The organism is Thioclava sp. GXIMD4215 (assembly GCF_045291555.1).
Classification (GTDB): domain Bacteria; phylum Pseudomonadota; class Alphaproteobacteria; order Rhodobacterales; family Rhodobacteraceae; genus Thioclava; species Thioclava litoralis.
Map to the genome: position 1 here is coordinate 12663 of NZ_CP149519.1, position 25921 is coordinate 38583.

At 66.0% G+C, this 25921-nt stretch carries 24 protein-coding genes and 2 pseudogenes; 16 read left to right on the plus strand and 10 right to left on the minus strand.

What is annotated here, in order from left to right:
- Positions 1-2: 2 nt before the first annotated feature.
- From WDB86_RS19135 to WDB86_RS19165, 7 genes are all read right to left on the minus strand, one after another.
- Positions 3-479: an AsnC family transcriptional regulator gene (locus WDB86_RS19135; protein ID WP_341485650.1), complete on the minus strand. Its 477-nt coding sequence runs from the start codon at positions 477-479 to the stop codon at positions 3-5.
- Positions 479-952, minus strand: coding sequence for an AsnC family transcriptional regulator (locus WDB86_RS19140; protein ID WP_341485651.1), 474 nt, complete (start codon positions 950-952; stop codon positions 479-481). The genes WDB86_RS19135 and WDB86_RS19140 overlap by 1 nt, the downstream gene beginning before the upstream one ends.
- Positions 949-1938, minus strand: a complete 990-nt coding sequence (locus WDB86_RS19145) for an Lrp/AsnC family transcriptional regulator (protein WP_341485652.1) — start codon at positions 1936-1938, stop codon at positions 949-951. Before WDB86_RS19145 ends, WDB86_RS19140 begins: the two co-directional genes overlap by 4 nt.
- A gap of 3 nt (positions 1939-1941) precedes the next feature.
- A complete protein-coding gene (locus WDB86_RS19150; protein ID WP_341485653.1) occupies positions 1942-3093 on the minus strand; it encodes a cytochrome D1 domain-containing protein in 1152 nt (383 codons plus the stop codon).
- Complete coding sequence (locus WDB86_RS19155; protein ID WP_341485654.1) at positions 3090-3401, minus strand: cytochrome c; 312 nt, start codon at positions 3399-3401, stop codon at positions 3090-3092. The genes WDB86_RS19150 and WDB86_RS19155 overlap by 4 nt, the downstream gene beginning before the upstream one ends.
- Positions 3394-4179, minus strand: coding sequence for a uroporphyrinogen-III C-methyltransferase (gene cobA, locus WDB86_RS19160; RefSeq protein ID WP_341485655.1), 786 nt, complete (start codon positions 4177-4179; stop codon positions 3394-3396). Before cobA ends, WDB86_RS19155 begins: the two co-directional genes overlap by 8 nt.
- Before the next feature lie 73 nt (positions 4180-4252).
- On the minus strand, positions 4253-6010 hold the full coding sequence (locus WDB86_RS19165; protein WP_341485656.1) for a cytochrome D1 domain-containing protein: 1758 nt from the start codon (positions 6008-6010) through the stop codon (positions 4253-4255).
- Positions 6011-6134: 124 nt separating this feature from the next.
- Between WDB86_RS19165 and WDB86_RS19170 the strand changes: the two genes are divergently transcribed.
- From WDB86_RS19170 to WDB86_RS19210, 9 genes are all read left to right on the plus strand, one after another.
- Positions 6135-8273: a 4Fe-4S binding protein gene (locus WDB86_RS19170; protein WP_341485657.1), complete on the plus strand. Its 2139-nt coding sequence runs from the start codon at positions 6135-6137 to the stop codon at positions 8271-8273.
- Complete coding sequence (locus tag WDB86_RS19175; protein WP_341485658.1) at positions 8270-9490, plus strand: NnrS family protein; 1221 nt, start codon at positions 8270-8272, stop codon at positions 9488-9490. Before WDB86_RS19170 ends, WDB86_RS19175 begins: the two co-directional genes overlap by 4 nt.
- Complete coding sequence (locus WDB86_RS19180; protein WP_341485659.1) at positions 9487-10377, plus strand: FAD:protein FMN transferase; 891 nt, start codon at positions 9487-9489, stop codon at positions 10375-10377. The genes WDB86_RS19175 and WDB86_RS19180 overlap by 4 nt, the downstream gene beginning before the upstream one ends.
- 90 nt (positions 10378-10467) lie before the next feature.
- Positions 10468-10923, plus strand: a complete 456-nt coding sequence (locus tag WDB86_RS19185; protein ID WP_341485660.1) for a cytochrome c — start codon at positions 10468-10470, stop codon at positions 10921-10923.
- A 15-nt stretch (positions 10924-10938) separates the two neighbouring features.
- Entirely contained in the window at positions 10939-12336 is a 1398-nt protein-coding gene (locus WDB86_RS19190; RefSeq protein ID WP_341485661.1) for a cbb3-type cytochrome c oxidase subunit I, read from the plus strand.
- 13 nt (positions 12337-12349) lie between these two features.
- Positions 12350-13159, plus strand: coding sequence for a CbbQ/NirQ/NorQ/GpvN family protein (locus WDB86_RS19195; RefSeq protein WP_341485662.1), 810 nt, complete (start codon positions 12350-12352; stop codon positions 13157-13159).
- 7 nt (positions 13160-13166) lie between these two features.
- Positions 13167-15113 carry a VWA domain-containing protein gene (locus WDB86_RS19200; RefSeq protein ID WP_341485663.1) on the plus strand — a complete coding sequence of 649 codons (1947 nt, stop codon included), beginning with the start codon at positions 13167-13169 and terminating at the stop codon, positions 15111-15113.
- A complete protein-coding gene (locus WDB86_RS19205; protein WP_341485664.1) occupies positions 15110-15670 on the plus strand; it encodes a cytochrome c oxidase subunit 3 family protein in 561 nt (186 codons plus the stop codon). Before WDB86_RS19200 ends, WDB86_RS19205 begins: the two co-directional genes overlap by 4 nt.
- A 3-nt stretch (positions 15671-15673) precedes the next feature.
- Positions 15674-15943, plus strand: coding sequence for a nitric oxide reductase F protein (locus tag WDB86_RS19210; protein WP_341485665.1), 270 nt, complete (start codon positions 15674-15676; stop codon positions 15941-15943).
- On the opposite strand, the gene WDB86_RS19215 is transcribed toward WDB86_RS19210, so the two are convergent.
- The 3 genes and pseudogenes from WDB86_RS19215 to WDB86_RS19225 form a co-directional block, all read right to left on the minus strand.
- Positions 15940-16641: a Crp/Fnr family transcriptional regulator gene (locus tag WDB86_RS19215; protein WP_341485666.1), complete on the minus strand. Its 702-nt coding sequence runs from the start codon at positions 16639-16641 to the stop codon at positions 15940-15942. The genes WDB86_RS19210 and WDB86_RS19215 overlap by 4 nt on opposite strands.
- Positions 16642-17016: 375 nt before the next feature.
- Positions 17017-17339, minus strand: a pseudogene (locus WDB86_RS19220) (hypothetical protein); the annotation flags it as partial.
- Between the two features lie 305 nt (positions 17340-17644).
- On the minus strand, positions 17645-18661 hold the full coding sequence (locus WDB86_RS19225) for an IS110 family transposase (RefSeq protein ID WP_108130871.1): 1017 nt from the start codon (positions 18659-18661) through the stop codon (positions 17645-17647).
- Positions 18662-19604: 943 nt separating this feature from the next.
- Here WDB86_RS19225 and WDB86_RS19230 point away from each other — a divergent pair.
- The 7 genes and pseudogenes from WDB86_RS19230 to WDB86_RS19260 all read left to right on the plus strand — a co-directional run bounded on the left by WDB86_RS19230 (position 19605) and on the right by WDB86_RS19260 (position 25894).
- Positions 19605-19919: a transposase gene (locus tag WDB86_RS19230; RefSeq protein WP_406737127.1), complete on the plus strand. Its 315-nt coding sequence runs from the start codon at positions 19605-19607 to the stop codon at positions 19917-19919.
- A gap of 28 nt (positions 19920-19947) precedes the next feature.
- A complete protein-coding gene (locus tag WDB86_RS19235) occupies positions 19948-20559 on the plus strand; it encodes a TetR family transcriptional regulator (protein ID WP_341485668.1) in 612 nt (203 codons plus the stop codon).
- Complete coding sequence (locus tag WDB86_RS19240; RefSeq protein ID WP_406737125.1) at positions 20552-21697, plus strand: efflux RND transporter periplasmic adaptor subunit; 1146 nt, start codon at positions 20552-20554, stop codon at positions 21695-21697. The genes WDB86_RS19235 and WDB86_RS19240 overlap by 8 nt, the downstream gene beginning before the upstream one ends.
- Entirely contained in the window at positions 21694-22827 is a 1134-nt protein-coding gene (locus tag WDB86_RS19245; RefSeq protein ID WP_341485670.1) for an ABC transporter permease, read from the plus strand. The genes WDB86_RS19240 and WDB86_RS19245 overlap by 4 nt, the downstream gene beginning before the upstream one ends.
- A 1-nt stretch (position 22828) precedes the next feature.
- Entirely contained in the window at positions 22829-23521 is a 693-nt protein-coding gene (locus WDB86_RS19250; protein ID WP_121534643.1) for an ABC transporter ATP-binding protein, read from the plus strand.
- Between the two features lie 115 nt (positions 23522-23636).
- A pseudogene (locus WDB86_RS19255) lies at positions 23637-24205 on the plus strand (transposase); the annotation flags it as partial.
- A 489-nt stretch (positions 24206-24694) separates the two neighbouring features.
- A complete protein-coding gene (locus tag WDB86_RS19260) occupies positions 24695-25894 on the plus strand; it encodes an NnrS family protein (RefSeq protein ID WP_406737126.1) in 1200 nt (399 codons plus the stop codon).
- Positions 25895-25921: the final 27 nt, after the last annotated feature.

Sequence of the window (25921 nt, forward strand, 5' to 3'; positions counted from 1 at the left end):
GCTCAGGCCTCCCTCAGCCGCAGTCCGGTCTTCTTCAGGATCCGGGTGGAATAGAGAATGTCGCTTTCGCGACAGGCATCGCCCAGCAGGGCGGAGATTTCGGCGCGCTTGGCCTCGACCTCGGGGCGGTCATGGCCGTGGATCATCGCGAAGAGATTGTAGGGCCAGCCCTCGGCGCGCGGCCGCAGATAGCAATGCGACACGAATTCGAGCGCGCCGACCCGGGGGCCAAGTTCGCTTGCCCGATCATCCGCCACATCCCAGACCGACATCCCGTTCGCGACCATCCCCAGCGCATAGTGATTGGGCGCGAGCGCGATGCGCCGGATCGCGCCCCTGCGCTGCATCGCGGCCATCCGTGTCATCACCTCGGTCTCGGTCAGGCCAAGCTGACCGGCGATCACCGCATAGGGCGCGGGACACAGCGGCAAGCCCGCCTGCGTCGCGCCGATGATCTTCCTGTCGATATCGTCCAGCATCACGCCCTGACCCTGAAGCCCACGAAGAATTCCACAAGTTTGGGGAAGCGCAGCACCGTAAGCCCCGTTTCCCCTTCGATCGCATCGGCCGCCCGGGTGATCCCCTCGGGCGTCAGCGCCGCCAGCACGAACCACATGTTCAGCCGATGCGTGCGTTCATAATTATGCGCGACCTCGGCGTGGGCATTGACCAAAGTCACGACGCGCTCGAAATCCTGCGCGGGCACCGCCATCGCGCAGAGGCAGAAGGCGCCGCCCATCGGGGCCACGTCGAAGAACGGCCCGAAACGGGTGATCGCGCCGATCTCGCGCAGGCGTGCAAGACGGTCGATCAGGGTCTCTTCGCTCAGGCCAAGCGCGGCGCCGGCTTCGGCAAAGGGGCGCGGGCTGATCGGAAAGCCATCCTGCAAGGCGTTCAGGATCGCGCGGTCGGTGGCGTCGAGCGCGTCCGGGGGCAGGGCCGCGCGAGTCATTCCGCCGCCTCCAGCCGGGGCCGGTCGAGCATCGCGCCGGTCTGTTTGAAGCAGCGGATCGAGAACAGCACCTGATGCCCGGCTCCTGCCAGCGCGGGCAGCGTCGCGGCATCGGCGATCGCGGCAAGCGCCTCGCCCCGGGTGCGGGCATGGATCATCGAGAACAGCGTGTGGTCCCAGTCGGGTGTGCCATGGCGCTCATAGCACAGCGTCACCGCCGGATGTGCGACGAGGGCCGCACCCGCCGCCTCGATCTGCGCCGCGGGCAGTTTCCAGACCACCATCGCATTCGAGCGCCAACCAAGCGCGCGATGCCGCACGATCACGCCGAGCCGCGTGATGATCCGGGCCGCGAGCAGCGCGCCGATCCGGTCGAGCACGTCACCCTCGTCGCGACCCAGCTGCCGTGCCAGCGCCGCATAGGGGGCGGCGGTGATCTCCAGCCCCTCGGTCAGCGCCTGCAAGAGTGCCCGGTCGCCCGGCTGCACCGCGTCGGTATCGGCCGCCTCGCCCATCCGCAGCTCGTGCCGGGGTCCGCCCAGACGAAACCCCAGATCGACGTTGAAGGCGCGTTTCAACGGCAGGTTCAGCACGCGCAGGCCCGTCCGCGCCTCGATCCGCGAGAGCGCGGCGGCCAGCGACGCGGCATCGGGGGCCGTCGCCACGAACCAGATGTTCCAGTCATGCTCGCGCAGATAGGAATGGTTCACCCCGGGTTCTGCACCGACGATGCGGGCCATCTCGTCGATCTGCCAGTCGGGGGCGGCAATCGCGGCCAGGGTCGATACCCCGACCGTATTCGGCCGGCAGGTCGCACCGACCCGCGCCACGGTCCCCTCGGCCTGCATCTCGGCCAGACGGTCGATCACTGCGGCCTCGGTCGCCCCGAGTGTTTCGGCGATCCGCGCGAAGGGGCGCGCCTCCAGCGGCAGACCGCGTTGCCAGTCGTCCAGAAGATGCGCGTCGAAATCGGTCAGAACACTCATGGATCAAAGCCCCAGCCTGTGGGCGCGCGCGGTGAAGAAGATCCCCGAAGGGCTCTCGGCCGCGATCTCGCCGATGGGTTGCAACGTATTCGTGTCGTAGATCACCACCTTGTTCGCATCGCGAACCGAGACCCAGGCCTCGGTCCCGCGGGCGGTGAATTCCATGTGCAGAACGGCTGGCCCCGGCGTCATCTCGCCCACGATCCGATGGGTCATGCTGTCGATCACCTGCACCGTGTCATTGAGCGGGTGGGCGAAATTCACCCAGACCTGCCGCCCGCCGGGCCGCGCCATGGCAAAGACCGGCTGGCCATGGGTTTCGGTGCGCCCGGTTTCGGTCAAGCTGCGCGCGTCGATCCAGAGCACCTCGTGGTGATGCACCGCGGGCAGCACGATCTGATCGCCCGCCTTGGCCCAGCCTTCCAGATGTGGCATCTTGTAGACGGGCATCTCCTCCGCGCCGCGGCCATAGCCGGGCAGGATGCGGCGGGCCTCGGGCGGATCGGCCCAGAGGTCGATTGCGCTCAAGCCATCCTCACCGAACAGCCCGGCGATATAGGTGCGCCCGTCATCGGTCACCAACGCGTCATAGGGCTGATGGCCGATATTCTCGAAGGTGGTGACCTTGGGTTCCGCCCCCGAAAGATCGACGATCCTGGTCTCATCGGTATCCCAGACCGAGAAGACGAACCGCCGCCCCGGCGCGTCCTCAAGCCCCAGTGCCTTGCCCCCCGCCGGGATGTCTGTGATCAGCTCGAGCGTGTCGGCGTCGAAGACCTTGATCCCGCCCGGTTCGTAATTGGCCACGGCGACCAGCCTGCCATCATCCGAGATCGCGCCGCCGATGGAATTGCCCGCCTGCACCACGCGCCTGACGATGGTCCGGGTCAGGATGTCGATCTTGGTCAGCCCGCCATCGCGGCCGAAGACATAGGCGAAGCGTTCGTCGGGCGAAAAGACGAGACTGGCATGCGACAGATCGCCCAGGCCCTCGATCCGGCCGATGGCGGCATGGTCGGACTGGTCCACGATCAGCACCGAGCCGGTTGCACGCTCGACGATCACACCCAGATCGCCGGTTGCGCGCAGCTCGGGCGTGGCGGCGGCGGGTCCGGCCAGAATGGTGCAGAGCAGAAGGGCAGCAAGACGGTTCATTTCCCGGTCTCCAGCAAATAATCGGCGATCCAATAGGCCTCGGCCTCGGTCATGATCGGACGCCAGGGCGGCATCGCGGTGCCCGGCATCCCGTCGAGGATGATGGTGGCAAGCGTGTCGCGGTCCTGCCCCGCCAGCGCCTCGGGTGTCAGCGGCGTGCCAAGGCCACCCTTGCGCGTCAGCCCGTGGCAAGATCCGCAATCCTGCTCGACCAGATGGCCAAGGCGCGCGGTGTCGGCGGCGCCAAGATCCTGTGCCGCGCCCGGCCCCGCGAGCGCCAGCATCAGCACGAGCGCGGGCCTAAGCATCGGCGGCAAGGCCGTGGCGTTCGAGCCAGTCCGAGACCGGCAGGCCACAGGCCCCCTCGCGATAAAGCGACACCACTGCGCCGACCACGAACAGCACCGGCGCGCTCAGCCCCTCGGCGCGTCCGGCGATCGAGTCGAGCCGCCCGGTGACGACGCGCTGGCGCGGTGTCGTGGCCGAGGCGACGGCCATCGCCCGGGTCGTGCCGGGCAGGCCGCGTGCCATCAACTCAACCGCGATCCGCGCCATGTTCGCGGCCCCCATATAGACCACCAGCGTCGTGTCGGGCGACACGAGGCTGTCCCAGTCGAGATCCAGCTCGGCATCTTTCGCACGATGCCCGGTAACATAGCGCACGCCCGTCGCCAGGCCGCGATGGGTCAGCGCAACCCCCGTCGCGCAGGCGGCACCCTGCGCTGCGGTGATGCCGGGCACATAATCATAGGCGATGCCGGCCGCGGCCAGTTCCTCGGCCTCTTCGGAACCCCGTCCGAAGATCAGCGGATCGCCCCCCTTGAGCCGCGCCACGCGCAGCCCCTGCCGCGCCAGCGTGACCAGAATTTCGTTGATGCGTTCTTGCGGAACGCAATGGTGCCCGGCCTCCTTGCCAACGGAAATCCGCCGCGTCGCCACGGGGACCAGCGCCATGATCTCGGGCGAGACGAGCCGGTCTTGGACGACGACATCGGCCTCGCGCAGCAGCCGCAGCGCCTTGCAGGTCAGCAGTTCCGGGTCGCCCGGGCCTGCGCCGATCAGGTGAACCTTGCCTTGTTGCGTCATCTCACTCTCCTCGGCGGATCGAACGGGGTCGGGTGGAGGGGCCCTGACGGCCCCTCCGGTTGGTGCGACGGGATCAGTAGATGTCCTTCATCGTGTTGGTGACGTTGAACTTGCCGGTGGGCGTAATCAGCCGGGGATCCTTGATCACCTGCTTCAGCTCCAGCGTCTTGTCGTCGACCACGACGATCGCGCTCTCCTTGTCCTTGGCGTTCCAGACCGAGAACCAGACCTCGGTGCCCTCCTTGTTGAATTCGGGCTGCACGACGCGAGGCTGGCCCTCGGTGATGCCCGACCATTCGACGATCGGCAGCACCTTCATCTCGGGATCTTCCCCGGCCTTCATCGTGTCGATGTCGAAGACGGCGACCGAGCCCGTGACCTCGGCCTCGGGGTTGAGCGGCGCATCGACGAAGAGGTGATGCGAGTTCGGGTGCGTCTTGATGAAGAGCGACCCGCCGCCGAGCGCATAGAAACTCTGCACGAGTTTCCAGGCCTGATCGGGGTGCCCCTCGGGGTCGGTGCCGATCAGCGCGACCGAGTCGTCGCCAAGGTGCGAGGTTGCCCAGACCGGACCCAGTTCGGGGTGGACGAAGTTCGCGCCCCGTCCCGGGTGCGGGGTCTGGCCGCCGGTCTCGATCAGCGCGGTCAGCTTGTCTTCCTTGGTATCGACCACCGCGACCTTGCCGCGGGCGTTGGCCGCCACCATGAAGTAGCGATGCGTGCTGTCCAGACCGCCGTCATGCAAGAACCGCTCGGCCTCGATTTCCGTGGTCTTGAGGTTCTTCAGGTCGGTGTAATCGACCATCAGGATCTTGCCGGTCTCCTTCACGTTGACGATGAATTCCGGGTTGTAGTGGCTGGCCAGAATCGAGGCCACGCGCGGTTCCGGGTGATAGGTCTGCTCGTCGTAGATGTTGCCCCGGGTCGAGACGATCTTGAGCGGCTCCAGCGTCTCGCCGTCCATGATGACGTATTGCGGCGGCCAATAGGCGCCGGCGATCGCATATTTGTCCTCCCAGCCCTCGAATTTCGAGGTCTCGATCGAACGCGCCTCGGAGCCGACCTTGATCTCGGCCACGGTCGCCGGGGTTTCCATCCAGAGGTCGATCATGTTGACCTTGGCATCGCGGCCGATCACGAACAGATAGCGCCCCGAGGCCGACATCCGCGAGATATGCACCGCATAGCCGGTGTCGATCACCGCCCGGATTTCATAGGTGCCGCCGTCGATCAGCGCGATCTGACCCGAATCGCGCAGCGTGACAGACATCAGGTTGGTGATGTCGATATCGTTCATCTTCTGGGTCGGGCGATCCTTGGGTTCGACCAGAACCTTCCAGCTCTCCTTCATCTCAGGCATGCCGAATTCGGGCGGCGCGGGCGGATCGAGCATCACATAGCGCGCCATCAGATCGACCTCATCCTCGGTCAACTCGCCCGAGGTGCCCCAGTTCGGCATCCCCGCGGGCGAGCCGTAGGTGATGAAGCTCTGCAGATAGTCGTAGCCGTGTTCGCGGGTGATGTCGGGCGTCAGCGGCTTGCCGGTCGCGCCCTTGCGCAGCACGCCATGGCAGCCCGCGCAACGCTGGAAATAAATCTCCTTGCCGGTGTTGAACTCCTCCTGGGTCATCACCGGATCGCCGGGTTTGCGGCCGGGCAGTTCGACGTTGATCTCGGCCAAGGTCGTCATCGAGGGTTCATAGGCGGCCGCCGGCGTGTCGCCATGCACGGCGGGCTTGTCCTGCGCCCAGGCGCCGCTGGCGCCGAGGGTAAGCGCCAGGGCCGCGCTGGCGAGCAACGTCTGCCTGGCTTTTTGCGCTTGGGTTTTCATACGGGATACTCCGTTCGCTGGTGAGGCATGAGCGACCATCGCCGGTAACCGGATCGTGATCCTTGACTTTCGTTAAGGCCGCCCCCGGTGCGGTGCGGGAAAGTTCGGACAACGGAGCCAGACCATGATGCGCGTCCTTCGACCTGTCCTTTCCCGCCTGTCCCGCGTGGCCCCCGAGCTGTGCCACGTGGTCCTGCCCGCCTGCGCGCTCGCCCTGTCCCTGGCGGGCGCGCAGGCGGTGCGGGCGGAATTCGCAGGCGCAGGTCCGGGCGGGATGATCGCCGCCGACGCCATTCCCGCGACCGCGCCCGATGCGGCGATGGCCGCGGACCTGTTTGGCGCCGACGCCCCCGTCACCCTGCACCGCGCAACCGACGGTGTGCCCGGCTGGGCGGTGATCGCACCCGATGGTGTCCCGCTCGGCTTCATCGGATCGACGTGGGAGATTGCGGGCTCGGTCGGTTATTCCGGGCGCCCGCTCGACGTGCTGGTTGCCATCGACATGCACGCCCGGATCGCCGGCGCGCGGCTGATGCGCCATTCCGAGCCGGTGCTGACCCTTGGCATATCCGAGGCCGATATCGCGGCCTTCGTCGGCGGGTTCGCGGGGCTTGATATCGCCGCCCCGCGCGATGCGTTGCTTGGCCCGGTCGCCGGCGCCCCCGACGTGATCGCCCGCGCCACCGTCTCGACCGGGGTGATCCGCGACGGCATCCTGCGCACCGCGCGCACGCTTGCCATCGGGCGTGGGTTGATCGCGGACGGGGCCGGGATCGACCGCCTTGGCTATGCCCCTGCCGACTGGGACGCGCTGATTGCCGAGGGTGCGCTGGTCAGCACGCGGGTCAGCATGGCCCAGGCCGCCGGGGGCCTCAGCGGCGCCAAAGTGCCGGTGCAACCGTCCGAGGCGCCCTTTCTCGAGGTCTGGGCCGGGCTGATCGACCCGCCCGAGGTGGGCCAGAACCTGCTCGGCCAACAGCTTTTCACCCAGGCCGTCGGTGCGCTCGGGCCGCGGGATGCGGCGCTTGTGGTTCTGTCACGCGGGCTTTACTCGCATCGCGGCACCGACTGGCGGCGCAGCGGCGCCTTCGAGCGGATCACCATCGTCCAGGGCGAGACGCGCCACCATCCGGCCGCCACCGATTATCTGATGGTGCGGCGCCTCGCGATCACCGGCGCCCCCGAGGTCAAGGAGATCAGCGTCTTTCGCCTGCCCGGTGCGGTCATCGACCCGACGCGCCCCTTCACCGTCGAGATCACCGCCACGCGACCGGCCGCGGCGGGGGGCGAGGTCGGTTTTGCCACCGTGCTCGACTACAGCCTGCCCGACCGCTGGCGACTTGCCCCGCCGGCCGCCCCCGAGCCGCTTTGGCAGGCGATCTGGGCGGCGAAGCGTCCGCAGGCGATTGCCGTCGCGGGTCTGCTCGGCGCGCTGACGCTGATCCTGTTCGCGCAGGAATGGATCGTGCATCGGCCCCGCCTCTGGGCGCGGCTGCGGGTGGGGTTCCTGGCGACCACGCTTCTGGGTCTCGGCTGGGGGCTGAACGGTCAGCTTTCGGTGGTGCAGGTCGTGGCCTTCGTGCAATCGCTGCTGACCGGCTTTCGTTGGGAGACCTTCCTGATCGAGCCGGTGATCTTCCTGCTGTGGTCCTTCGTGGCACTGGGGCTTCTGTTCTGGGGGCGCGGGGTGTTCTGCGGCTGGCTCTGCCCCTTCGGCGCCTTGCAGGAGTTGTTGAACACCGCCGCGCGGCGGATCGGCATCCGCCAGATCGCGGTGCCGCAGGCGCTGCACGAGCGGCTTTGGGTCATCAAATACACGCTTTTCGTGGCGATCCTCGCGCTCAGTTTCTATTCGCTGCATGACGCACTGGTGCTGGCCGAGGCCGAGCCCTTCAAGACGGTGATCTCGCTGCGCTTCCTGCGCGCCTGGCCCTTCGTTCTGTTTGCGCTGGCGCTCTTGGGCGCTGGCCTGTTCATCGAGCGGTTCTATTGCCGTTATCTGTGCCCGCTCGGCGCGGCGCTGGCGATCCCGGCCAAGCTCAAGATCTTCGACTGGCTCAAGCGCCGCCCGCAATGCGGCCGCGAATGTCGGTTCTGCGAGACGCGCTGCACGGTTGGCGCGATCGACCCGCTGGGGCGGATCAACCCCAATGAATGTGTGCTCTGCCTGCGCTGTCAGGTGATCCAGCACGACGAGACTGCCTGCATGATCCTGAAACGCCGGGCGCGCGCCGCCCGCCCTGCATCGGAGCAAACCCCATGACCGCTGTTTCGCGCCTGTTTGGCGAAGGCTTCCGCGTGTTCTTTCTGGCCGCAGGGCTGTGGTCGGTGGCGGCGATGCTGGTCTGGCTGCTGTATCTGGGGGTCCACGCCGCCGGGGGGATGATCGAGCTGCCGACCGCCGCCGCGCCGCATCTGTGGCATGGGCATGAGATGATCTTCGGCTATGGCGCGGCGGCGATGGCGGGGTTCTTCCTGACTGCGGTGCCGAACTGGACCGGGGCCCCCGCCGCGCGGCATCTGTTCATCGCTCTGGCGGCGGCGATCTGGCTGGCGGGCCGTGCGACGGTCTGGGCGTCGGGGCTGCTGCCCGCGGGGCTGGTGGCGGCGGTGTCGCTCGCGTTCCTGCCGATGCTGGGCGTCAAGATCGCGGCGCAACTGATCCGCCGGCCGAAACCCGCCAACGTGATGTTCCTCGGGCTCATCGCGCTGATGTGGGTGGCCGAAGGACGGGTGCAGCTTGAATGGATGGACTTGCCCGGCGGCGATGCGCTGGCCGGGTTGCGCGGCGGCATCTTCGCGCTGGTGGCGATGATCGCGGTGCTGGGCGGGCGCGTCACCCCGGCCTTTACCCGCAACGCGATCCTGCGCGAGGCGCTGGCGCGGACCGGGGCTGAACCTGTCCCGTCCGCCCTGCCCCGCAACCTGCCGCTGGCCGACCGGATTGCCATCGTCACCGCGATAGCTGCGGCCCTGGGCGCGCTGATCGCCCTGCCCGACCGGATCGAGGGCGCCGTGTTGGTGGTCTTCGGGTTGGCGCAGCTGGCGCGGATGGCGGGCTGGAAAAGCCGCGCGGCGCTGCGCCAGCCGATCCTTGGGGCACTGCATCTGGCGATGGCAATGACGGGCCTCGGCGCGCTGGCGGGCGGGTTGGCGCTCTGGGGGATCGGATCGGAAATCGGCGCGCTGCATGTCACCGCGATCGGCGGCGTGGGGGGGATGACGCTGGCGATGATGAGCCGCGCAAGCCTCGGCCACAGTGGCCGTCCGCTGGTCGCGCCCTGGGGAGTGGCGGTGGGCTATGCGCTGATCCCGCTGGCCGCCGGGTTGCGCTGGATCGGCTCGGCCAGCCTCGCGCTCTATTATCCCGCCGTGATCGGGTCGGGGGTGATCTGGACGCTGGCTTTCGCGCTTTACCTCGTGGCGATGTGGCCGGCCTTGTGGCAACCGCGCCTGCCGCGGGCGGAGACACAGTCATGAACCGCCGCCGTTTCCTGACGATCTGTGCCGGCGCGGCGCTGACACCGGCCACGGGGGCGCGCGCCGCGCCGCGCCGCGCCGACTGGCACGGCGTGGCGATGGGGTCCGAGGCGCGGATCACGCTCTCGGGTCTCGATCCCGCGCGGGCGCAGCGCCTGTTTGAGCGCGTCACGCAGGAGATTACCCGGCTTGAGGGGCTGTTTTCGCTCCACCGCGACTCGGCTCTGACCCGGCTCAACCGCGACGGGCGTCTGGCCGGACCCGCGCCCGATCTGCTGGCGCTGCTCGCGGTCGCGGATCGCGCCCATGCGCTGACCGGGGGGGCCTTCGATCCGACGATCCAGCCGCTCTGGCGGGCGCTGGCCGAGGGGCGCGATCCGGCGCCCGCCCGCGCGCTGACCGGCTGGAACGGCGTGCGTTTCGACCGGACCGAGGTGCGCCTGACCCGTCCGGGCATGGCGCTCAGTTTCAACGGGATCGCGCAGGGGTATCTGGCGGATCGGATCGCGGCGCTGCTGCGCGCGGCTGGCCTGACCGACCTGCTCGTCGACATGGGCGAGATCGCGGCGTGGGGCGTGCGTCCCGGCGGCGGGCCATGGCGCGCCGCGATCACCGACCCCGCCGGGCACGTGGTGGGGCGCGCCAGTCTTGTCGATACGACGCTCGCCACTTCGGCGCCGCGCGGCACGCTGATCGGACCGGACGGAAACCAGCCGCATATCCTGTCCCCCGACGGCACTGCGCCGCGCTGGTCGCTGATCGCGGTGGCCGCCCCGCAGGCCGCGCTGGCCGATGCGCTCTCGACCGGGTTTTGCGTGATGGAGCGCGATGCGATCGCGCGTGCCCTCGCCGCCTGTCCCGAGGCGCGGCTCGTGCAGATTTCCTGAGCGATCCGCTCACGATTGACTTTCGTTAAGGCGAGTCGGCTCACGCCGGGGTGATCTGGGCCATCGACAACGCTCCGAAAGGAAGGCTCCATGCGTGAAGTCATGACCAAGAGCATGGCCCGCAATATATTCTACGGCGGTTCCCTGTTCTTCATCCTCATCTTTCTGGGCCTGTCGGCCCAGAGCCACTGGCATATCGTCAATCGCTCGACCGATGCCGAAACGCTGACCCTGCAGGTGACCGCGGGCAAGCGGGTGTGGGAAGAAAAGGCCTGCATCAACTGCCACACGATCATGGGCGAGGGCGCCTATTTCGCGCCGGAACTGGCCAATGTGATGACGCGCTGGGGCGTAGATCCGGGCGACCATCAGGGGGCCAAAGAGGCCCTCGAGGCCTGGATGGGGGCGATGCCCACGGGCATCGAGGGACGCCGCCAGATGCCGCAATTCAACCTGACCGACGAGGAATACCAGAACCTCGCCGATTTCCTGCTCTGGGTCGACTCGATCGATGCGCAGGGCTGGCCGCCGAATGACGCGGGCTGAGCCGGGAGAGAGAGAATGAAATATCAAACGCAAAAGATCGCCATGGCCTATATGGGCGCGGCGCTTGGCCTCTTCGCCATTCAGGTGACCATGGGGCTTGTCATCGGCTGGATCTATGTGCAGCCGAACTTCCTGTCGGAACTGCTGCCGTTCAACATCGGGCGGATGCTGCATACCAATGCGCTGATCGTCTGGCTGTTGCTGGGCTTCTTCGGCGCGGCCTTTTTCCTGTTGCCCGAGGAAAGCGAGCGCGAGATCCACTCGCCCCTGCTCGCCTATCTGCAACTGGCAATCCTGGTGGTCGGCACGCTCGGCGCGGTCGTGACCTATGCCTTCAACCTGTTCGAGGGGAATATCCTTCTGGGCAAGGAGGGGCGCGAGTTTCTCGAACAACCCCTGTGGGTCAAGGGTGGGATTGTCGTGGCTGCGCTGATGTTCCTCTACAATGTCACCATGACGGTGCTGAAGGGGCGCAAGACGGCGATCACCAATATCCTGCTTCTGGGCCTCTGGGGGCTGGCGCTCTTGTTCCTCTTTGCCTTCTACAATCCCGGCAACCTCGCGCTCGACAAGCAATACTGGTGGTATGTCGTCCACCTTTGGGTCGAAGGCGTGTGGGAGCTTATCATGGCCTCGATCCTCGCCTATCTGATGCTGAAACTGACCGGCGTTGACCGTGAGGTGGTCGAGAAATGGCTCTATGTCATCGTCGCGGCCGCGCTCTTCTCGGGGATCCTTGGCACCGGGCACCACTACTACTGGATCGGCACGCCGGGCTACTGGCAGTGGATCGGCTCGATCTTCTCCTCGCTCGAGGTGATCCCCTTCTTCGCGATGATGGCCTTCGCCTTCGTCATGGTCTGGAAGGGCCGGCGCGACCATCCGAACAAGGCGGCGCTGCTGTGGTCGCTCGGTTGCGCGACGCTCGCCTTCTTCGGCGCCGGGGTCTGGGGCTTCCTGCATACGCTGCACGGGGTGAACTTCTATACCCACGGCACACAGATCACCGCCGCGCACGGGCACCTTGCCTTCTTCGGGGCCTATGTCGCGCTGAACCTTGCGATCATGTCCTATGCCTTCCCGATCCTGCGCGGGCGTGATCCCTACAATCAGGTGCTCAACATGGCCTCGTTCTGGCTGATGTCGGGGGGGATGGTGTTCATGACCTTCACGCTGACCTTTGCCGGCACGGTCCAGACGCACCTGCAACGGGTGATGGGCATGGGCTACATGGAGGTGCAGGACCAGCTCTGGGTCTTCTACGTGATGCGCTTCGGCTCGGGCGTGGCGGTGGTGCTGGGGGCGGTGCTCTTCATCTATGCGCTGGCCAAGCCGCGGGGCGAGGTCATCACCCCCGGCCCGGTCGAGAAAACCCGTCTGACGACCGACCCCGACCACGTCGCGGCCGAATGACAGGAGCCTCAGGATGAACGCGCATATCACCAGAACGGAGGGGGCGGCGCAGGCCCCCTTCTACCTGCCGCAAAGCGACGAATGCGAGGTCTTCGCCGCCGCCGCCGCCGCCGATCTGCCGGTGCTGCTCAAGGGGCCGACGGGGGTGGGCAAGACCCGCTTTGTCGCCCATATGGCCGCGCGTCTGGGCCGGCCGCTCTATACCGTCGCCTGCCACGATGACCTGACTGCCGCCGATCTGATCGGGCGCTATCTGCTCAAGGGCGGCGAGACGACCTGGGTCGATGGGCCGCTGACGCGCGCGGTGCGCGAGGGTGCGATCTGCTACCTCGATGAGGTGGTCGAGGCGCGCAAGGATGTGGCCGTGGTGCTGCATCCGCTGACCGATGACCGGCGGATCCTGCCCATCGACCGCACCGGCGAGGAGCTGCTGGCTGCGCCGGGGTTCCTGCTGGTGGCCTCTTACAACCCCGGGTATCAGAATATCCTGAAAACGCTGAAGCCATCGACCCGGCAACGCTTCGTCGCGATGGACTTCGACTTTCCCGCACCCGCGCATGAAATCCATGTGGTCGCGCGCGAAACCGGGCTGTCCGAGGATCGCGTGGCGCCGCTGGTGCGGCTCGCGGGCAAGCTGCGCGGACTCAAGGGGCAGGATCTCGAGGAAGGCGTCTCGACCCGCCTCATTGTCTATGCCGCGACCCTGATCGCGGGCGGCATGTCGATCGAACGCGCGATCGACGCCGCGATGATCGAACCCTTGTCGGATGACGAGGATGTCAAACGCGGGCTCCGCGATCTTGTCACGGCCATATTCGGGTGAGGCGGCCGTGAGCAGGATCGACTTCGAGCCATGGGAACCCGAAGAAAGCGTCGGGAAAGTGTGGCACGCAATCGCCAGCCGTCTGGACGCCCCCGCGGCGCATGACGGAGCCCGTGTCGACCTCTCGCAGGTCGGCGGACGGCTGGCAGTCCTTTTCCGCGCGCTCGGCGGCAATCCCGCCACCGAGCTGCGCCCCGTCGTGCAGGAGGTCAGCCGCCACCGGCTGAGCTGGCGCCGGCGTCTGGGCACCGAGGCCGAGGCGATCCCGCGCGCGAGCTTCGACGGCGAGGCGCTGCGCCTGCCCGCCTCGCTCGCGCTGTTCCCGGCGCGCGAGGCCAATGGCGCGACCTATCTGTGGCTCGCGGCCTGCGCGGCTCATGCGCAGGCGGTGCCCAATCTGCCCGAGGATCCCTTACAGACCGATCTGGCGCGGATCGCGGCAGCCAATGCGCTGGTGCGCGCGACACTGGCGGGGGCGCCGGGTCTGCGTGCGCTTTATGCCGATCTCTGTGCGGCGCTGCGGGCGCTGCGCCCGGCGCCTGCCCTCCCCCCGGCCGAAGCCGCGGTCGAGGCGCTGATCCGCGCCGAACTGGGCGATCCCGCGCCGCTGACGGGGCTTGCGCACGACTGGCGCGCGGCGCTGATCGCGGGCGAGATCCCTGCGGCAACCGCCCCGCGCGGCTATCGCCCGGCGCGTCCGGTCGCGCTCTGGCCCGATCTGCGCGGCCGCGCGCGGTCCGAGGCGACCAGCGTCGAAACCCGCACCGCGGATGCCACCCCCGAAGAGGCCGCCGCGGGCGACAAGATGCACCGCGCCCGCCGCCGCAAGGCCGATCAGGCCGAGCGTTCGGACAGCTTCATCCTGCACAAGTTCGAGGCGATCCTGAGCTGGGCCGAATTCCTCAACCTCAACCGCCGCGTCGATGACGACGATCAGGAGGACGCGAAGAAGGCCGCCGACGATCAGGAGGAAATCGGCCTTGGCCAGATCTCCAAGGCGCCCGCGACGCGGCTGAAACTGCATCTGGATCTGGCCCCCGAGGATGCCGCGCGCGAGCGGGTGTCCGGGCGCTTCACGTATCCCGAATGGGAGGCGCGTTCGGCAAGCTATCTGCCCGAGCACGCCTGCGTGCTGGCGAGTCCCGCAGAACCCTCGGACCACATCCCGGACTTCCGCACCGACCCGCGCGCCGCGCGCCGCATCCGCGCGGTCCGGCATCAGTTCGAGGCTCTGCGCCCCGGCCGCGTCACCACCTCGGGGCATCTCGATGGTGATGAGCTCGACCTCGAAGCCACCGTCCGCGCCGCCGCCGATCTGCGCGCCACCGGCGAAAGCAATGCCCGGATCTGGCGACAGTCGCGGCCGCTGAAACGCGATCTGGCGGTGTCGATCCTGCTCGACGTCTCGCGCTCGACCGAAAGTGCCGTGGGTGGGCGTGCAGTGATCGACATCGAACGCGAGGCGCTGGCGGCGCTGGCCTGGGGGCTCGACGCCTGCGGCGACGATTTCGCGATCCACGCCTTTTCCTCGCTGAAACGCGATCGGGTCTACATGATCGGCTGCAAGGAGTTCGGCACCCCGATGAGCGCCGATGTCGAAAGCCGGATCGCCAGGCTGAAACCGGGGTTCTATACCCGGCTCGGCGCCGCGATCCGCCATGCCTCGGCCGATCTGGCGCGGCAGGGGCGCAAGCGGCGTCTGCTTCTGGTGATCACCGATGGCAAGCCCAATGACCTCGACCATTACGAGGGGCGCCACGGCATCGAGGACAGCCGGATGGCGGTGCGCGAGGCGCGCCGCGCGGGCCACGCGGTCTTCGGCATCACCATCGACCGCGAGGGCAAGGCCTGGTTTCCCCGCATCTTCGGGCGCGGCGGCTTTGCGGTGATCCCCGATCCCGACCGGCTGACCGCGGCCCTGCCCGAGATCTATCGCCAGTTGGTGGGCGCATGAGCGGGCCGGGGGAAGAGCTGTCGCCGCTCGATCAGGTGCCAGGCGATCTGATGATGTGGGTGCTGATCATCTCCGAGCTGCTGGTCTTCGGGGCGGGGCTTGCGGCCTTTCTGGGCGTGCGGATCACCGATCCGGCGGGATTTGCCGCCGATCAGGATCTGCTTGATCGCACGGCCGCGGGGATCAATACGCTCGTGCTGGTCACCTCGGGCTATCTCGCGGCGCGGGCGGTGCGCACGGCCGAAGCCGGACAGACCCGGGCCACGCGCGCGCTGCTGGCGGGGGCCTCGGTCCTGGGCCTCGTCTTCCTGGCGATCAAGGGGGCCGAATATGCCGCCAAGATCCGCCTCGGTATCGGGATCGAGACGGATGCCTTCTTCACCTTCTACTATCTCCTGACCGGATTTCACGCCGCCCACGTCATCGCCGGGATCGTGATCCTGGGCCTTGTCGGCATCCGGTGTGCGCCGCGCGCGGTCGAGGTCGGCGCCGCCTTCTGGCATATGGTCGATCTGGTCTGGGTGCTGCTGTTTCCCGTGCTCTATCTGCTGAGGTGACCGATGTCCGACCCTCTGATCCGCGCCTGGGTCTGGCTCGTCGCCCTCTCGACGGCCTCGACGATCCTGGCCATTCTCGTCAGCCACGGCGTGCTCACCGGCGCTGGCGTCACCGCCGGGGGCGCGGCGATCCTCGCTCTGGCCTGGGCCAAGGCCGAGGTGATCCTCGCGCGCTATCTGGGCCTTGCCGCGGCGCCGTTCTGGCACAGGGGGTTTCGGCTGGTGCTGGGGCTCTATGCGGCGGGACTGCTTGGCCTCTACCTGCTCGGCTAGCTGCGGGTCCAGGCTTCGGCCGGATCCTCCAGCGCATAGTCGTGCAGCGCCTCGACATCCTTGATCAGCGCCATGTTCTGTCTCACCGTCACGCCCTTATCGCGCAGCTTGGCGAAGGCCCGAGACAGACTCTCGGGTTTCATCCCCAGACGCCCCGCGATCAGCACCTTGTCATAGGGCAGCATCACCGCGCAGGGGCCGCATTCGCATTCGGTCAGTTCGAGCAGGAATTCAGCCACCCGCTGCGCCCCCGTCTGCGCCTTGAGCTGTTCGATCTGCGCGACGAGCCGATGCAGATGCGCGAAGGTCGCCGAGATCAGCGACAGCGCGACCTCGGGTTGGCGGGTGATCAGCCGCAGGATCGCCGCGGTTTCCAATCGGATCAGCGTGCAATCGGTCGCGCATTCGGCTGAGACCGGGTAGGCCTCGTGGTTGAAGGCCACCGCCTCGCCGAAACTGTGGCCACGGGTAAAGACCCCCACAACCGCCTCGGAGCCGTTGGGTGCGATACGGTAGAGTTTCACCCAGCCGCGCACCACGATATAGACTGCGGCGGCGCGCTCCCCCTGAAGGAAGACCGTCGCGCCGCGATCGTGATCGCGCACGCTCGCGGTTTCGAGGATCGCATCCTGTGCCTCGCGCGGGACGGACGCAAGCAACAACGATCTGCGGGCGACGAGGTCGCTGTCTGCATTCATGGCTGGCTCCTCTCTTGCGTGCTTCTTTCATCATTCGCGATTGAAGGAAAGATGTGCCGGAGGCGGAGGGAATGACTTTCGAGCGTGAACCCCTTGACCTCTTTCGGGTGGGGATCGTTCCTACGGGCCTCCGTCGGCACGATAACTCGCTCCATCCTCCGAGGAGGATCCTGTCTCAAGGGTGCGAGGCAAGCCTTTGTAATCATGATGAGATCCACATAATCGAGCAAGAGGCGCTCGGATCGTGCAGTTTCCTATGACACTGCCTGATCTGAAGATATCGCTCAATACGACGCCATCAAACCTGGCTATTGAACCTTTACACACAAACGGGCACCTACCACGCCCAATGCGCGCCTCGCCCCCATGTTCACGACGATGATCGTCGATAAACCCTTGCGTCACTTCGACCGGCGGTCGCGCTCCGTCATCGCAAAGTCGATCATGTCACTCCATCGGTTCTAGTGACATGATCGACGCGCTCGCCTTGCGCAGGATCTCGTTGGCCTGGAGCAGTTCCGGATGCTCCCGCGCCAGCGCCTTCAGCCGGTCGGCCATCTCGGTCGGAATGCCCGCCCGCTTGCCGCTATCGACAGCGGCCCTCTTGACCCACTTCAGGATCTGAGGCGCACAGCACGCTCACGCACTTCGGGGGAAACTTGTTCTTCGTCTTGCTCATGATGCGCCGTCCTGCTCAGGAGGTGGAGCCTCCGGCAAACCCGATGCGTGTGTGGATGCCCCCTGTTTGGCAAGCGTAATCTTCGATTTGTCGGCGGGGTCTTCGATCGGACGTGTGTCAGGCCTCTGAGCGTGGCCTTCATGACGCCACGGGCCGGTATGCTGTTCGGAAGGCTGGGTTCACATCGGTTCAGAGAGCTGCAAGCGCTCGAGCGCCGGGTCTGAATCTCCCGCCTTGAACTTCGAAGTCCGTGTCGCCTACTCCTCGTCGATCGCTCACCCCGGCCTTGCGGCCATGCCGTGCCGCTGCCCTCCCGGGCTCGGGTCACGCCATTCTGTAATCCTGCTCCTTTGTTGTCAGTGCCCAGATCATCCGGGCCATCTTGTTTGCAAGCGCAACGGCCGCGACCATCTTTGGCTTGCGCATCACGAGCGTTGCCAGCCAGCGGTTTGCGCTGCCACCTTTGCGCACTACCCAGCGTATCACGCTCATGGCGCCAACAATGAGCAAGCGGCGGATGTCAGTCTGACCCATCTTGCTGACCGCACCCAGCCTAGTCTTGCCGCCAGTGGACCTCTGGCGTGGCACCAAGCCAAGCCAGGCGGCAAAGTTGCGCCCGCTGTCGAACGTGTCGAGATCCGGTGCAAAGGCTGCGACGGCGCCTGCGGTGACAGGGCCGATCCCCGGGATCGTGCAGAGCCGACGCAATTGATCATCCGTCTTTGATGCCGCTTCGAGTTCACCCGCCAGTTGTTCGATCACTTCCGTCAGCCTGGCGATCTGGTCGAGATAAATCGCTCCCATCTCCCGGACCTGGATCGGCAGAACGCTGGTCTCGTCGGCCAGCGCGTTCTCGAGCACCTTCAGGCTCGCCGGCCCTTTCGGCGCCACCAGCCCAAACTCAGCCAGATGCCCCCGCAGCGCATTGATGAGCTGTGTGCGCTGCCTGACCAAGCATTGGTGCGTCCGAAAGGCTACTGCCCGGCCCTGCGTCTCGGCACTCTTCACAGCCACGAACCGCATGGTGGGGCGCGAGGCCGCCTCCGCGATGGCTTCAGCGTCCGCTTTGTCGTTTTTCTGGCGTTTGACAAACGGCTTCACATACGCCGCCGGCACCAGGCGCACCTCATGACCATGGAACTGCGCCACCCGGCCCCAGTAATGTGACGTGGCGCAGGCTTCCATCGCCACGATGCAGGATTGCTGCTCGGCCAGAAGTGCTGCCAGACGGGTTCGTGACAGAACACGGTTGTATAGAACCGCCCCATCCAATCCAATTGCGCAGACTTGGAAACTGCCCTTCGCCAAGTCGATCGCCAGCATGCTGATCGGTGTCGTCATCGATGTGCCCTCCCTTTCGGTTCCGATGAAACCATCATGGCATACGTGATGCCGTTGGGTGGGGGCATCCACCGCATCAGTTCACAGACCCTGATCGATAGTTGGCGCCCAACTACAGCACAGACAGACTGCACAGTGCCCTCGGGTACCGCGACCACCACCTGGAAGCATCGTCCCGATGGATCGCGAGTACCAACATTCACCCCGGACCATTCGATGGGGAAGGCCAAACCACGAACCATACCTGTGGCAGGTCACCCGATTTGAAACTGCATATTCAACGGCATGGCCCGTCATAGCAGATCGTAGTTTGTAGGGGGCTGGCGTGCCTTAGAGTGGCTGCGGGAGCGTGCAGCCAACGATACCTGCGATTGGCCGAACGCCAGATCCCCAAGCTCGCAGCGTAATGTAACTCGTTGCCGTCGTTTGGAAACCCCAATTTTCGAACCACACACACCTCGCATTTAACTCCAGAGATTGGTCAGCCCCCAAAGGGCACGAGGTTTGTTCCCACGGTTTGACGGTGGGCTCCATTCGCTGGAATGGAATGAAGCATTCATTATGGGACAATCGCGTCACGGCTGTGCCACGACCACGCACGCTACCCGCGCAACAATAATGTGGGATAGCCCGCCACTGATGGTGTGGATGGCCCGACCCACAGCATCGCATTGTGCCCGGATGGGTCTGGATACAGCGCCCCGAAAGGAGCCGTCCATAGAACACCCATCCACAACATCGAGCGCCTGCTTGCTTCTGCTCAAGACCTGCCAGACGCCGCGCGACCAGTGTTGTGGACAGGCTGGCGGCACAGTTCCGAGGCACGCAGGATCAGATCGAGGACGTGGCCGCACGGATCGGCGAGGTGCAAGCCGGTGATGCGCTTGCACGCCGTCTGGCAACGGTGCCCGGGGTCGGCGCAATCTCGTCCAGAGCCTTCGCCGTGACGACACCAGACGTGAGCGCCTTCCGACGCGGTCGCGATTACGCAGCCTTGTTCGACCTGACGCCCCGGTCCCATTCGAGCGGCGGCAAGGAAAGGCTGGGACGGATCTCGAAGGTCGGCAACTTCCAACTGTGCCGATTGCTATACCCGGGCGCCATGGCGGGATCCCGTCCGCTGATCTGCCACGCATCTCGGCTGATCAAGGCGGCTTGGCGAGTTGCGGGAACGCAGGGCGCGACGCTTGGCGGCCACAGGCTCAGAGCCAGGTCGAAGACTCGATTGACGTTCTGTGAGATAGTCACTAGTAAGTAAGTGATCACTAACTAAATGATATCGAGTGATGCGAAAATCAGCAGAGTTGCGCAAGGCCGAAATCGTCGCGACCGTTCTCGAGATGGCGGACCGGATCGGCCCGGATCGCGTGACCACGGCAGCGGTCGCGCAACAGATCGGAGTGACCCAGGCGGCGCTGTTTCGGCACTTCCCCTCCAAGGCAGAACTTTGGGCGGCCGTCGCCGAGCAGGTCACCGACACGCTCGCGACTGCTTGGCGAACGGCCCTCGAAGATGTGTCGGATCCGCTGGAGCGGGTGCGGGCGCTGGTGGCGGCGCAGCTTGCGGTGATTGCGCGCACGCCGGCGATCCCGATGCTTCTGTTCTCGCGCGAATTGACGATCGAGAACGACCTGCTGCGCGGCGCCTTCCAGGAACGCCTCGGCGCATTTCACGAGATGCTTGCGGCGGACCTCGCTGCAGCGCAGACCCAAGGACGGATCCCGGCCGACCTCGCGCCGCGTGACGTCGCCTATCTGCTGAGCTCGCTTGTCCAGGGAGCCGCGATCAGATGGGCCCTCGGCGCGCGCAAGACATCCATGGAAGAGACGGGGCTGGCGCTGCTCGATGTGCAGTTGCGCCTGCTGCAGCGGCAGGAAGGATCGCGGAGAGATGCGTAGGAGTTGGTTTGTCCTCGGTGTCGCGGCAATTGCGCTGGCGGGGGGGCTCTGGGGGATGCGCCAAAGACCGTTGCCGGTGCAGGTGCTCGCGCCGCAGACGGATATCACGCTTCGGATTTATGGTCTTGGAAGTGTCGAGGCGCGCGTGCTGAGCGCCGTTGGTTTCGAGCTCGGTGGCGCAGTGCAGAGCTTGTCCGCCGATGCGGGGGATCGTGTTGCGGCCGGGCAGGAACTGGCCGTGCTGCATTCCGAGGAGCAACAGGCGCGCGTTCTTCAGGCCGAGGCCGGGGTGGCCGCCGCGCGCGCGGCACTCACCAAGGCAGAGGCTGCTCTGCCCCGGGCTCAGGCGATTCTGTCGCAGCGCGAAGCGGCCAATGCGCGCCAGCAGGAGCTGGCGCGCACGGACCGGGCCTCGAAACAAAATGCCGAGGAGGCCCAGCGTGATCTCGATGTGGCGCGCGCCGATCTCGCGGTGGCGGAGGCCGAGCTGATGATGCTGCGCGCGCAACTGGCCGAGGCAGAGGCGAACCTGCGCTCGGCCCATACGCTTCTCGCGCAGCACGCCCTCACCGCGCCCTATGACGCCCTGATCATTGCGCGCAGGGCCGAGGCCGGCACCGTGGTCAAGGCGGGGGACACGATTTTCAGCCTGATTGATCCGCAAACGATCTGGATCCAGGCCTATATCGACGAAGAGCGCGCGGGGCAGCTTGCGCTGGGGCAACGGGGAAGCATCCGTCTTCGCTCGCGCCCGCAGCAGGTATTTCACGGGGAAATCGCGCGGATCGGATTGGAGAGTGACCGCGTCAACGAGGAGCGCAAGGTGTGGCTCACCTGTTCCGACTGCCCCGCCGAAATGTATCTTGGCGAACAGGCTGAGGTCTTGGTCACCATCGGTCATCGGGATCGGGCCCTGATGGTGCCCGAGGTCGATATCGCGGGCTTCGATGGGGCCTCGGGAACGGTCTGGATCACACAAGATGGTGCGCTCGCGCGGGCAAAGGTGCAGTTCGGGGCGCGTGACGATCTGGGGCGCGCGGAGGTGACAGGCGGTCTGCCGGACGGCGCGGAGGTCATCTCTCCGGTTCCGAAGGGCGCGGTCGAGGGCCGCAAGGTCCGCATCGAGGCCAGTGCATGACGCTCGCGCTCAAGGACATCCGGCACAGCCTGTTTCGTTTTGTCCTGACCTGCTTCGGGCTGGGGCTGTTGATGACCGTCGTGCTGGCGATGATCGGGATCTATAATGGTCTGGTGTCGGATGCGCTTGCGGCGGTGAAGGCCCCGCGCGCAGATCTCTGGATCGTCGAGGCGAACACGCAGGGGCCCTTTGCCGAGGCCTCTGCGCTGCCCGCCGCGACCCGTGATGCGGTTGCGCGCCTTCCGGGGATCGCCGAGGCAGGCGCGATCACCTATCAGACGATCGAGGCCCGGCACGGGGCGCAGACGCTCCGGCTATATGTCATCGGTTACGAGCGCGGCCATCCCGGAGGCCCGCCCACTCTCATCGACGGGCGTGGCCTCGGGCGCAGTCACTACGAATTGGTCGCCGATCGCAAGTCGGGGCTTGCGGTCGGAGATACGATCCGTCTTGGACGCAATCGGTTCAGCGTCGTGGGGCTGACGGAAAATGCGATGAACTCCGGCGGCGATCCCGCGGTCTTCATGACCCTGTCCGATGCGATGGCTCTGCAGGGCGAGCTCGATCCCGCCGCCGAGAGGGTCCGGGCCGCGCGCGGGGCGGCTGCGCCCGATACCAGCACCGTGGCCGCGGTCATCGCGCGGATCGAGCCGGATGCCGATGTCACGCGGGTTGCGGCAACGATCCGGCAATGGAAGCATCTGGGCGCTCTGACCCAGGCGCAGCAGGAAGAGCTGCTCCTTGCGTCGGTGGTGGATCGCGCGCGCCGCCAGATCGGGCTGTTTCTGGGGATCTTGCTCAGCGTCTCGGCCGTAGTGATCGCGCTGATCATCTATACGATGACGATGGAGAAGCTGAAACAGATCGCGACGCTCAAGCTGATCGGCGCGCCGGATCGTACGATCCTCGGCCTGATCGTCCAGCAAGCCTTGATCCTGGGTGCCTCGGGCTGGGCGATCGGACTGTCGTTGATACTGCTGGTGAAAGACAACTTCCCGCGTCGGGTGGTGCTGGAACCAACCAATGCTTTGGTGCTCTTCGGGATCATCATCCTTGTCTGCATCCTGGCATCCGGATTGGGGATCCGCGCCGCGCTCAAGGTCGATCCGGCGACCGCGCTTGGAGGCTGAGATGGCGATCGGTGATCTTCTGGTCGAGGTGTCGGGCGTGGCCAAGCATTACGGCGAGGGCGAAGCCCGCGTCGATGCCTTGCGCGCGGTCGATGTGCAGATCCGTGCAGGCGAGGTGGTGGCGATGCTCGGCCCCTCGGGTTCGGGCAAGACCACGCTGCTCAATATCATTGGCTGCATCGTTGATCCCTCGGCTGGCCGGCTTGTGCTCGATGGCGAGACCGTGTTCGACGGCCGTTGGCTGCGCGGCAACCTGCGGCGCCTGCGTCTCGACAAGATCGGTTTCATCTTTCAGGCGCATAACCTGCTTCCGTTCCTCACGGCTGAGGAGAATGTCTCGCTGGTGCTCGATCTTGCGGGATGGACGCCGACCGCGTCGAAAGCCCGCGCGCGCGAGTTGCTGGACTATCTCGAGGTCGGACATCGGGCGCGGGTCAAGCCCGCCCATCTGTCGGGCGGGGAAGCACAGCGCGTTGCAATCGCGCGCGCATTGGCGAACAGGCCCCGGATCATTCTTGCCGACGAGCCGACTGCGGCCCTCGATTCCGTGCGGGCGCAGCTCGTGATGGATTTGTTGCGCAAGCTCGCCGTCGAGCAAGAGGCATGCATTCTCACCGTGACTCATGACGAGAAGATCTTCGACCGCTTTGATCGGCTGATCCATCTGCGCGATGGGCGCCTGAGCACGGAGTAAGGCACGCGGCCGCCCCCCCCGGGAGACTTGGGTGCGGTGAAAAAGCGTGGTCCAGGCAGCAGGTCAGGATGCGCCCCCGTTTCCCAGCTTCATGTTCTGCGCGGATGGCGAATGACTGGCTCGCAAACACGGGCCGTCGCGACGTGGGCAACGGAGGAAGGTCCAAATCGCCTTGGACACGAAAACCGGCAACATACGCGCAGTCGACTCCACCTCGAGCCGTCACGGAGACAGCCCTTTCCTGCCCGCCTTGCTAGAGCAAATTCCCGAGACGAGGCGATAGCTACCGTCATCGCGGACGGCGCCCATGACACGCGACGATGCCACTGTGCGATCATGGACCGAGACGATCATGCCGTCATGCCAATCCGCTGGAACGGGCACAGCTGGAAAGAAGGTTGCCCCGCAGCCTCAGCCTGGAACGAGATCTTGCACGCGACGCGACGCCTTGGATGAGCGCTCTGGAAGCGATGGACTGACTATCACGTCCGAAATCGGGGCGGGGCTCACATGAATCGCCTGAAGCTCTTTGGCGAGCGGATCATATCGCGAGGCCCTGACCGCCAGGCCGCCGAAATCCAGATCCGCATCCTTCGCGGCTGTGCTCGAACTGGTGGCGCCTGCCGCTTAGTTATGAACTGCTTCCCGGCCTTCGGCCGCGCAAAGATTGAGGCTATTGTCTGAAGGTTGACGGGAAAGGAGACCGTCAGCCCGAACGTTGATTGGCACGACAACGGCCCGTCTCGAATTCATAAAATCGGTATTTGAAATGCCAATTCATAGAAGATAGCATGAGACACAAGTTCAAGCTCGTGAGAATCCCATGCCCTCCGCCGCATCTTCCCAAACCAGGGCGGCCCCGCTCTCCGTTCGCCGCTGGGCGCCCAAAACCCGCATGATACGCGGCTGCTGGAATATCCCCCCCGGACGCCCCCGTCGTCACGCCCGACCTCGTGCTTGCCCCTCCTTGCCGGCTGGAGGGCGGACGGCGATCACCTCGGCTCTGGCGGAAGGCTCCTTCGACCGAACGCTTGCGGCTCCCAGGCCGAGACCTTTCGGTGTCGGGGGTGAGCTTCAGGCGGCGCGACTTACCGCGATCCATCCACCACTCCACGATATCCGCCTCGACCTGATCTTGACCGAGGCCGCAGCACAGACGGAACGAGACCTGACATGACGACAAGCTCGGAACAGATGCGGACCTGGAACGGTCCAGCACTCCTGACCTTTGGGTTTCGCCCCTTCTTTCTCGGGGCCGGGCTATGGGCTGCGAGTGCGATGACGCTGTGGCTCCTGATGCTCTCGGGTGCGGCGGAGCTACCGACACGCTTCGATCCCATTACCTGGCATCCGCACGAATTCCTGTTCGGGTATCTTGGGGCTGTGATCGCAGGATTTCTGCTTACGGCAGTCCCCAATTGGACAGGGCGTCTTCCTGTCGTCGGCTGGCCGCTCGGCATTCTGTTTCTCCTTTGGGTGATTGGTCGCATTGCGATTGCTGTCGCGATCTACCTTCCGGTTTGGAGCGTGGCTCTGGCAGATCTTGCCATGCCCGTTGCATTGGTCGGCGTCCTGACGCGCGAGATCGTCACGGGCAAGAACTGGCGCAACCTGATCGTCCTGGGAATGCTCATCGCCTTTACGCTCGCGAATGCGACGTTCCATTGGCAAGCAGCAACAGGCGCCTTCGCTGCTGGCGATCTCGGGCTCAGGGCTGGACTCGGAGCCGGGATCATGATGATCGCCGTCATCGGGGGGCGTATCATTCCCTCGTTTACCCGAAACTGGCTGGTCAAGCGACGCGAGACCCGGCTCCCAACCCCGCCGATGCAGCGGTTTGACCGGGCTGCCCTGCTCATTCTTCTGGTCGCCCTGCTGTTCTGGGTGGTTTCCCCCGAAAGCCTCATCTCCGGTGCGATCCTAATTGCGGCCGGCGTCACGCATGCGATACGCTTGGTCCGGTGGGCCGGGAGGCACACCTTGTCCGAACCGCTGGTCTGGGTCTTGCACGCCGGCTATGCCTTCCTCCCACTCGGAGCCTTGGCTCTTGGTTTTTCCACCTTCTGGCCGGGCCTTCTGACGCAAGCCGCGGCCCAGCATGTCTGGATGGCCGGCGCAATCGGGCTGATGACGCTGGCGGTGATGACCCGGGCGACATTGGGGCATACAGGCCAGACGCTGACCGCGGGAACCGGAACGCGGACGATTTATCTCGGCCTGATCGGTGCCGTCCTGGCGCGGCTGATAGCCGGTCTTGCGCCCGGAGCTGCCGGGGCGCTCTACGCGATTTCGGGCCTCTGTTGGATCGCGGCCTTCGGAGGTTTCGCGATCCTCTACGGGCCGCTGCTTGTTCGTCCAAGGATAACGACATGACGCTGTGGAATGATCGGAGCTTGCGCC

Bases quoted from the DNA above. Each gene is read 5' to 3' on its own strand.
- WDB86_RS19135 (WP_341485650.1), bottom strand. From the start codon at position 479: ATGCTGGACGATATCGACAGGAAGATCATCGGCGCGACGCAGGCGGGC.
- WDB86_RS19150 (WP_341485653.1), bottom strand. From the start codon at position 3,093: ATGAACCGTCTTGCTGCCCTTCTGCTCTGCACCATTCTGGCCGGACCC.
- WDB86_RS19205 (WP_341485664.1), top strand. From the start codon at position 15,110: ATGAGCGGGCCGGGGGAAGAGCTGTCGCCGCTCGATCAGGTGCCAGGC.
- WDB86_RS19260 (WP_406737126.1), top strand. From the start codon at position 24,695: ATGACGACAAGCTCGGAACAGATGCGGACCTGGAACGGTCCAGCACTC.
- WDB86_RS19180 (WP_341485659.1), top strand. From the start codon at position 9,487: ATGAACCGCCGCCGTTTCCTGACGATCTGTGCCGGCGCGGCGCTGACA.
- WDB86_RS19140 (WP_341485651.1), bottom strand. From the start codon at position 952: ATGACTCGCGCGGCCCTGCCCCCGGACGCGCTCGACGCCACCGACCGC.
- WDB86_RS19175 (WP_341485658.1), top strand. From the start codon at position 8,270: ATGACCGCTGTTTCGCGCCTGTTTGGCGAAGGCTTCCGCGTGTTCTTT.
- WDB86_RS19155 (WP_341485654.1), bottom strand. From the start codon at position 3,401: ATGCTTAGGCCCGCGCTCGTGCTGATGCTGGCGCTCGCGGGGCCGGGC.
- WDB86_RS19190 (WP_341485661.1), top strand. From the start codon at position 10,939: ATGAAATATCAAACGCAAAAGATCGCCATGGCCTATATGGGCGCGGCG.
- WDB86_RS19185 (WP_341485660.1), top strand. From the start codon at position 10,468: ATGCGTGAAGTCATGACCAAGAGCATGGCCCGCAATATATTCTACGGC.
- WDB86_RS19235 (WP_341485668.1), top strand. From the start codon at position 19,948: ATGCGAAAATCAGCAGAGTTGCGCAAGGCCGAAATCGTCGCGACCGTT.
- WDB86_RS19225 (WP_108130871.1), bottom strand. From the start codon at position 18,661: ATGACGACACCGATCAGCATGCTGGCGATCGACTTGGCGAAGGGCAGT.
- WDB86_RS19215 (WP_341485666.1), bottom strand. From the start codon at position 16,641: ATGAATGCAGACAGCGACCTCGTCGCCCGCAGATCGTTGTTGCTTGCG.
- WDB86_RS19240 (WP_406737125.1), top strand. From the start codon at position 20,552: ATGCGTAGGAGTTGGTTTGTCCTCGGTGTCGCGGCAATTGCGCTGGCG.
- cobA (WP_341485655.1), bottom strand. From the start codon at position 4,179: ATGACGCAACAAGGCAAGGTTCACCTGATCGGCGCAGGCCCGGGCGAC.
- WDB86_RS19210 (WP_341485665.1), top strand. From the start codon at position 15,674: ATGTCCGACCCTCTGATCCGCGCCTGGGTCTGGCTCGTCGCCCTCTCG.
- WDB86_RS19245 (WP_341485670.1), top strand. From the start codon at position 21,694: ATGACGCTCGCGCTCAAGGACATCCGGCACAGCCTGTTTCGTTTTGTC.
- WDB86_RS19145 (WP_341485652.1), bottom strand. From the start codon at position 1,938: ATGAGTGTTCTGACCGATTTCGACGCGCATCTTCTGGACGACTGGCAA.
- WDB86_RS19165 (WP_341485656.1), bottom strand. From the start codon at position 6,010: ATGAAAACCCAAGCGCAAAAAGCCAGGCAGACGTTGCTCGCCAGCGCG.
- WDB86_RS19250 (WP_121534643.1), top strand. From the start codon at position 22,829: ATGGCGATCGGTGATCTTCTGGTCGAGGTGTCGGGCGTGGCCAAGCAT.
- WDB86_RS19170 (WP_341485657.1), top strand. From the start codon at position 6,135: ATGATGCGCGTCCTTCGACCTGTCCTTTCCCGCCTGTCCCGCGTGGCC.
- WDB86_RS19195 (WP_341485662.1), top strand. From the start codon at position 12,350: ATGAACGCGCATATCACCAGAACGGAGGGGGCGGCGCAGGCCCCCTTC.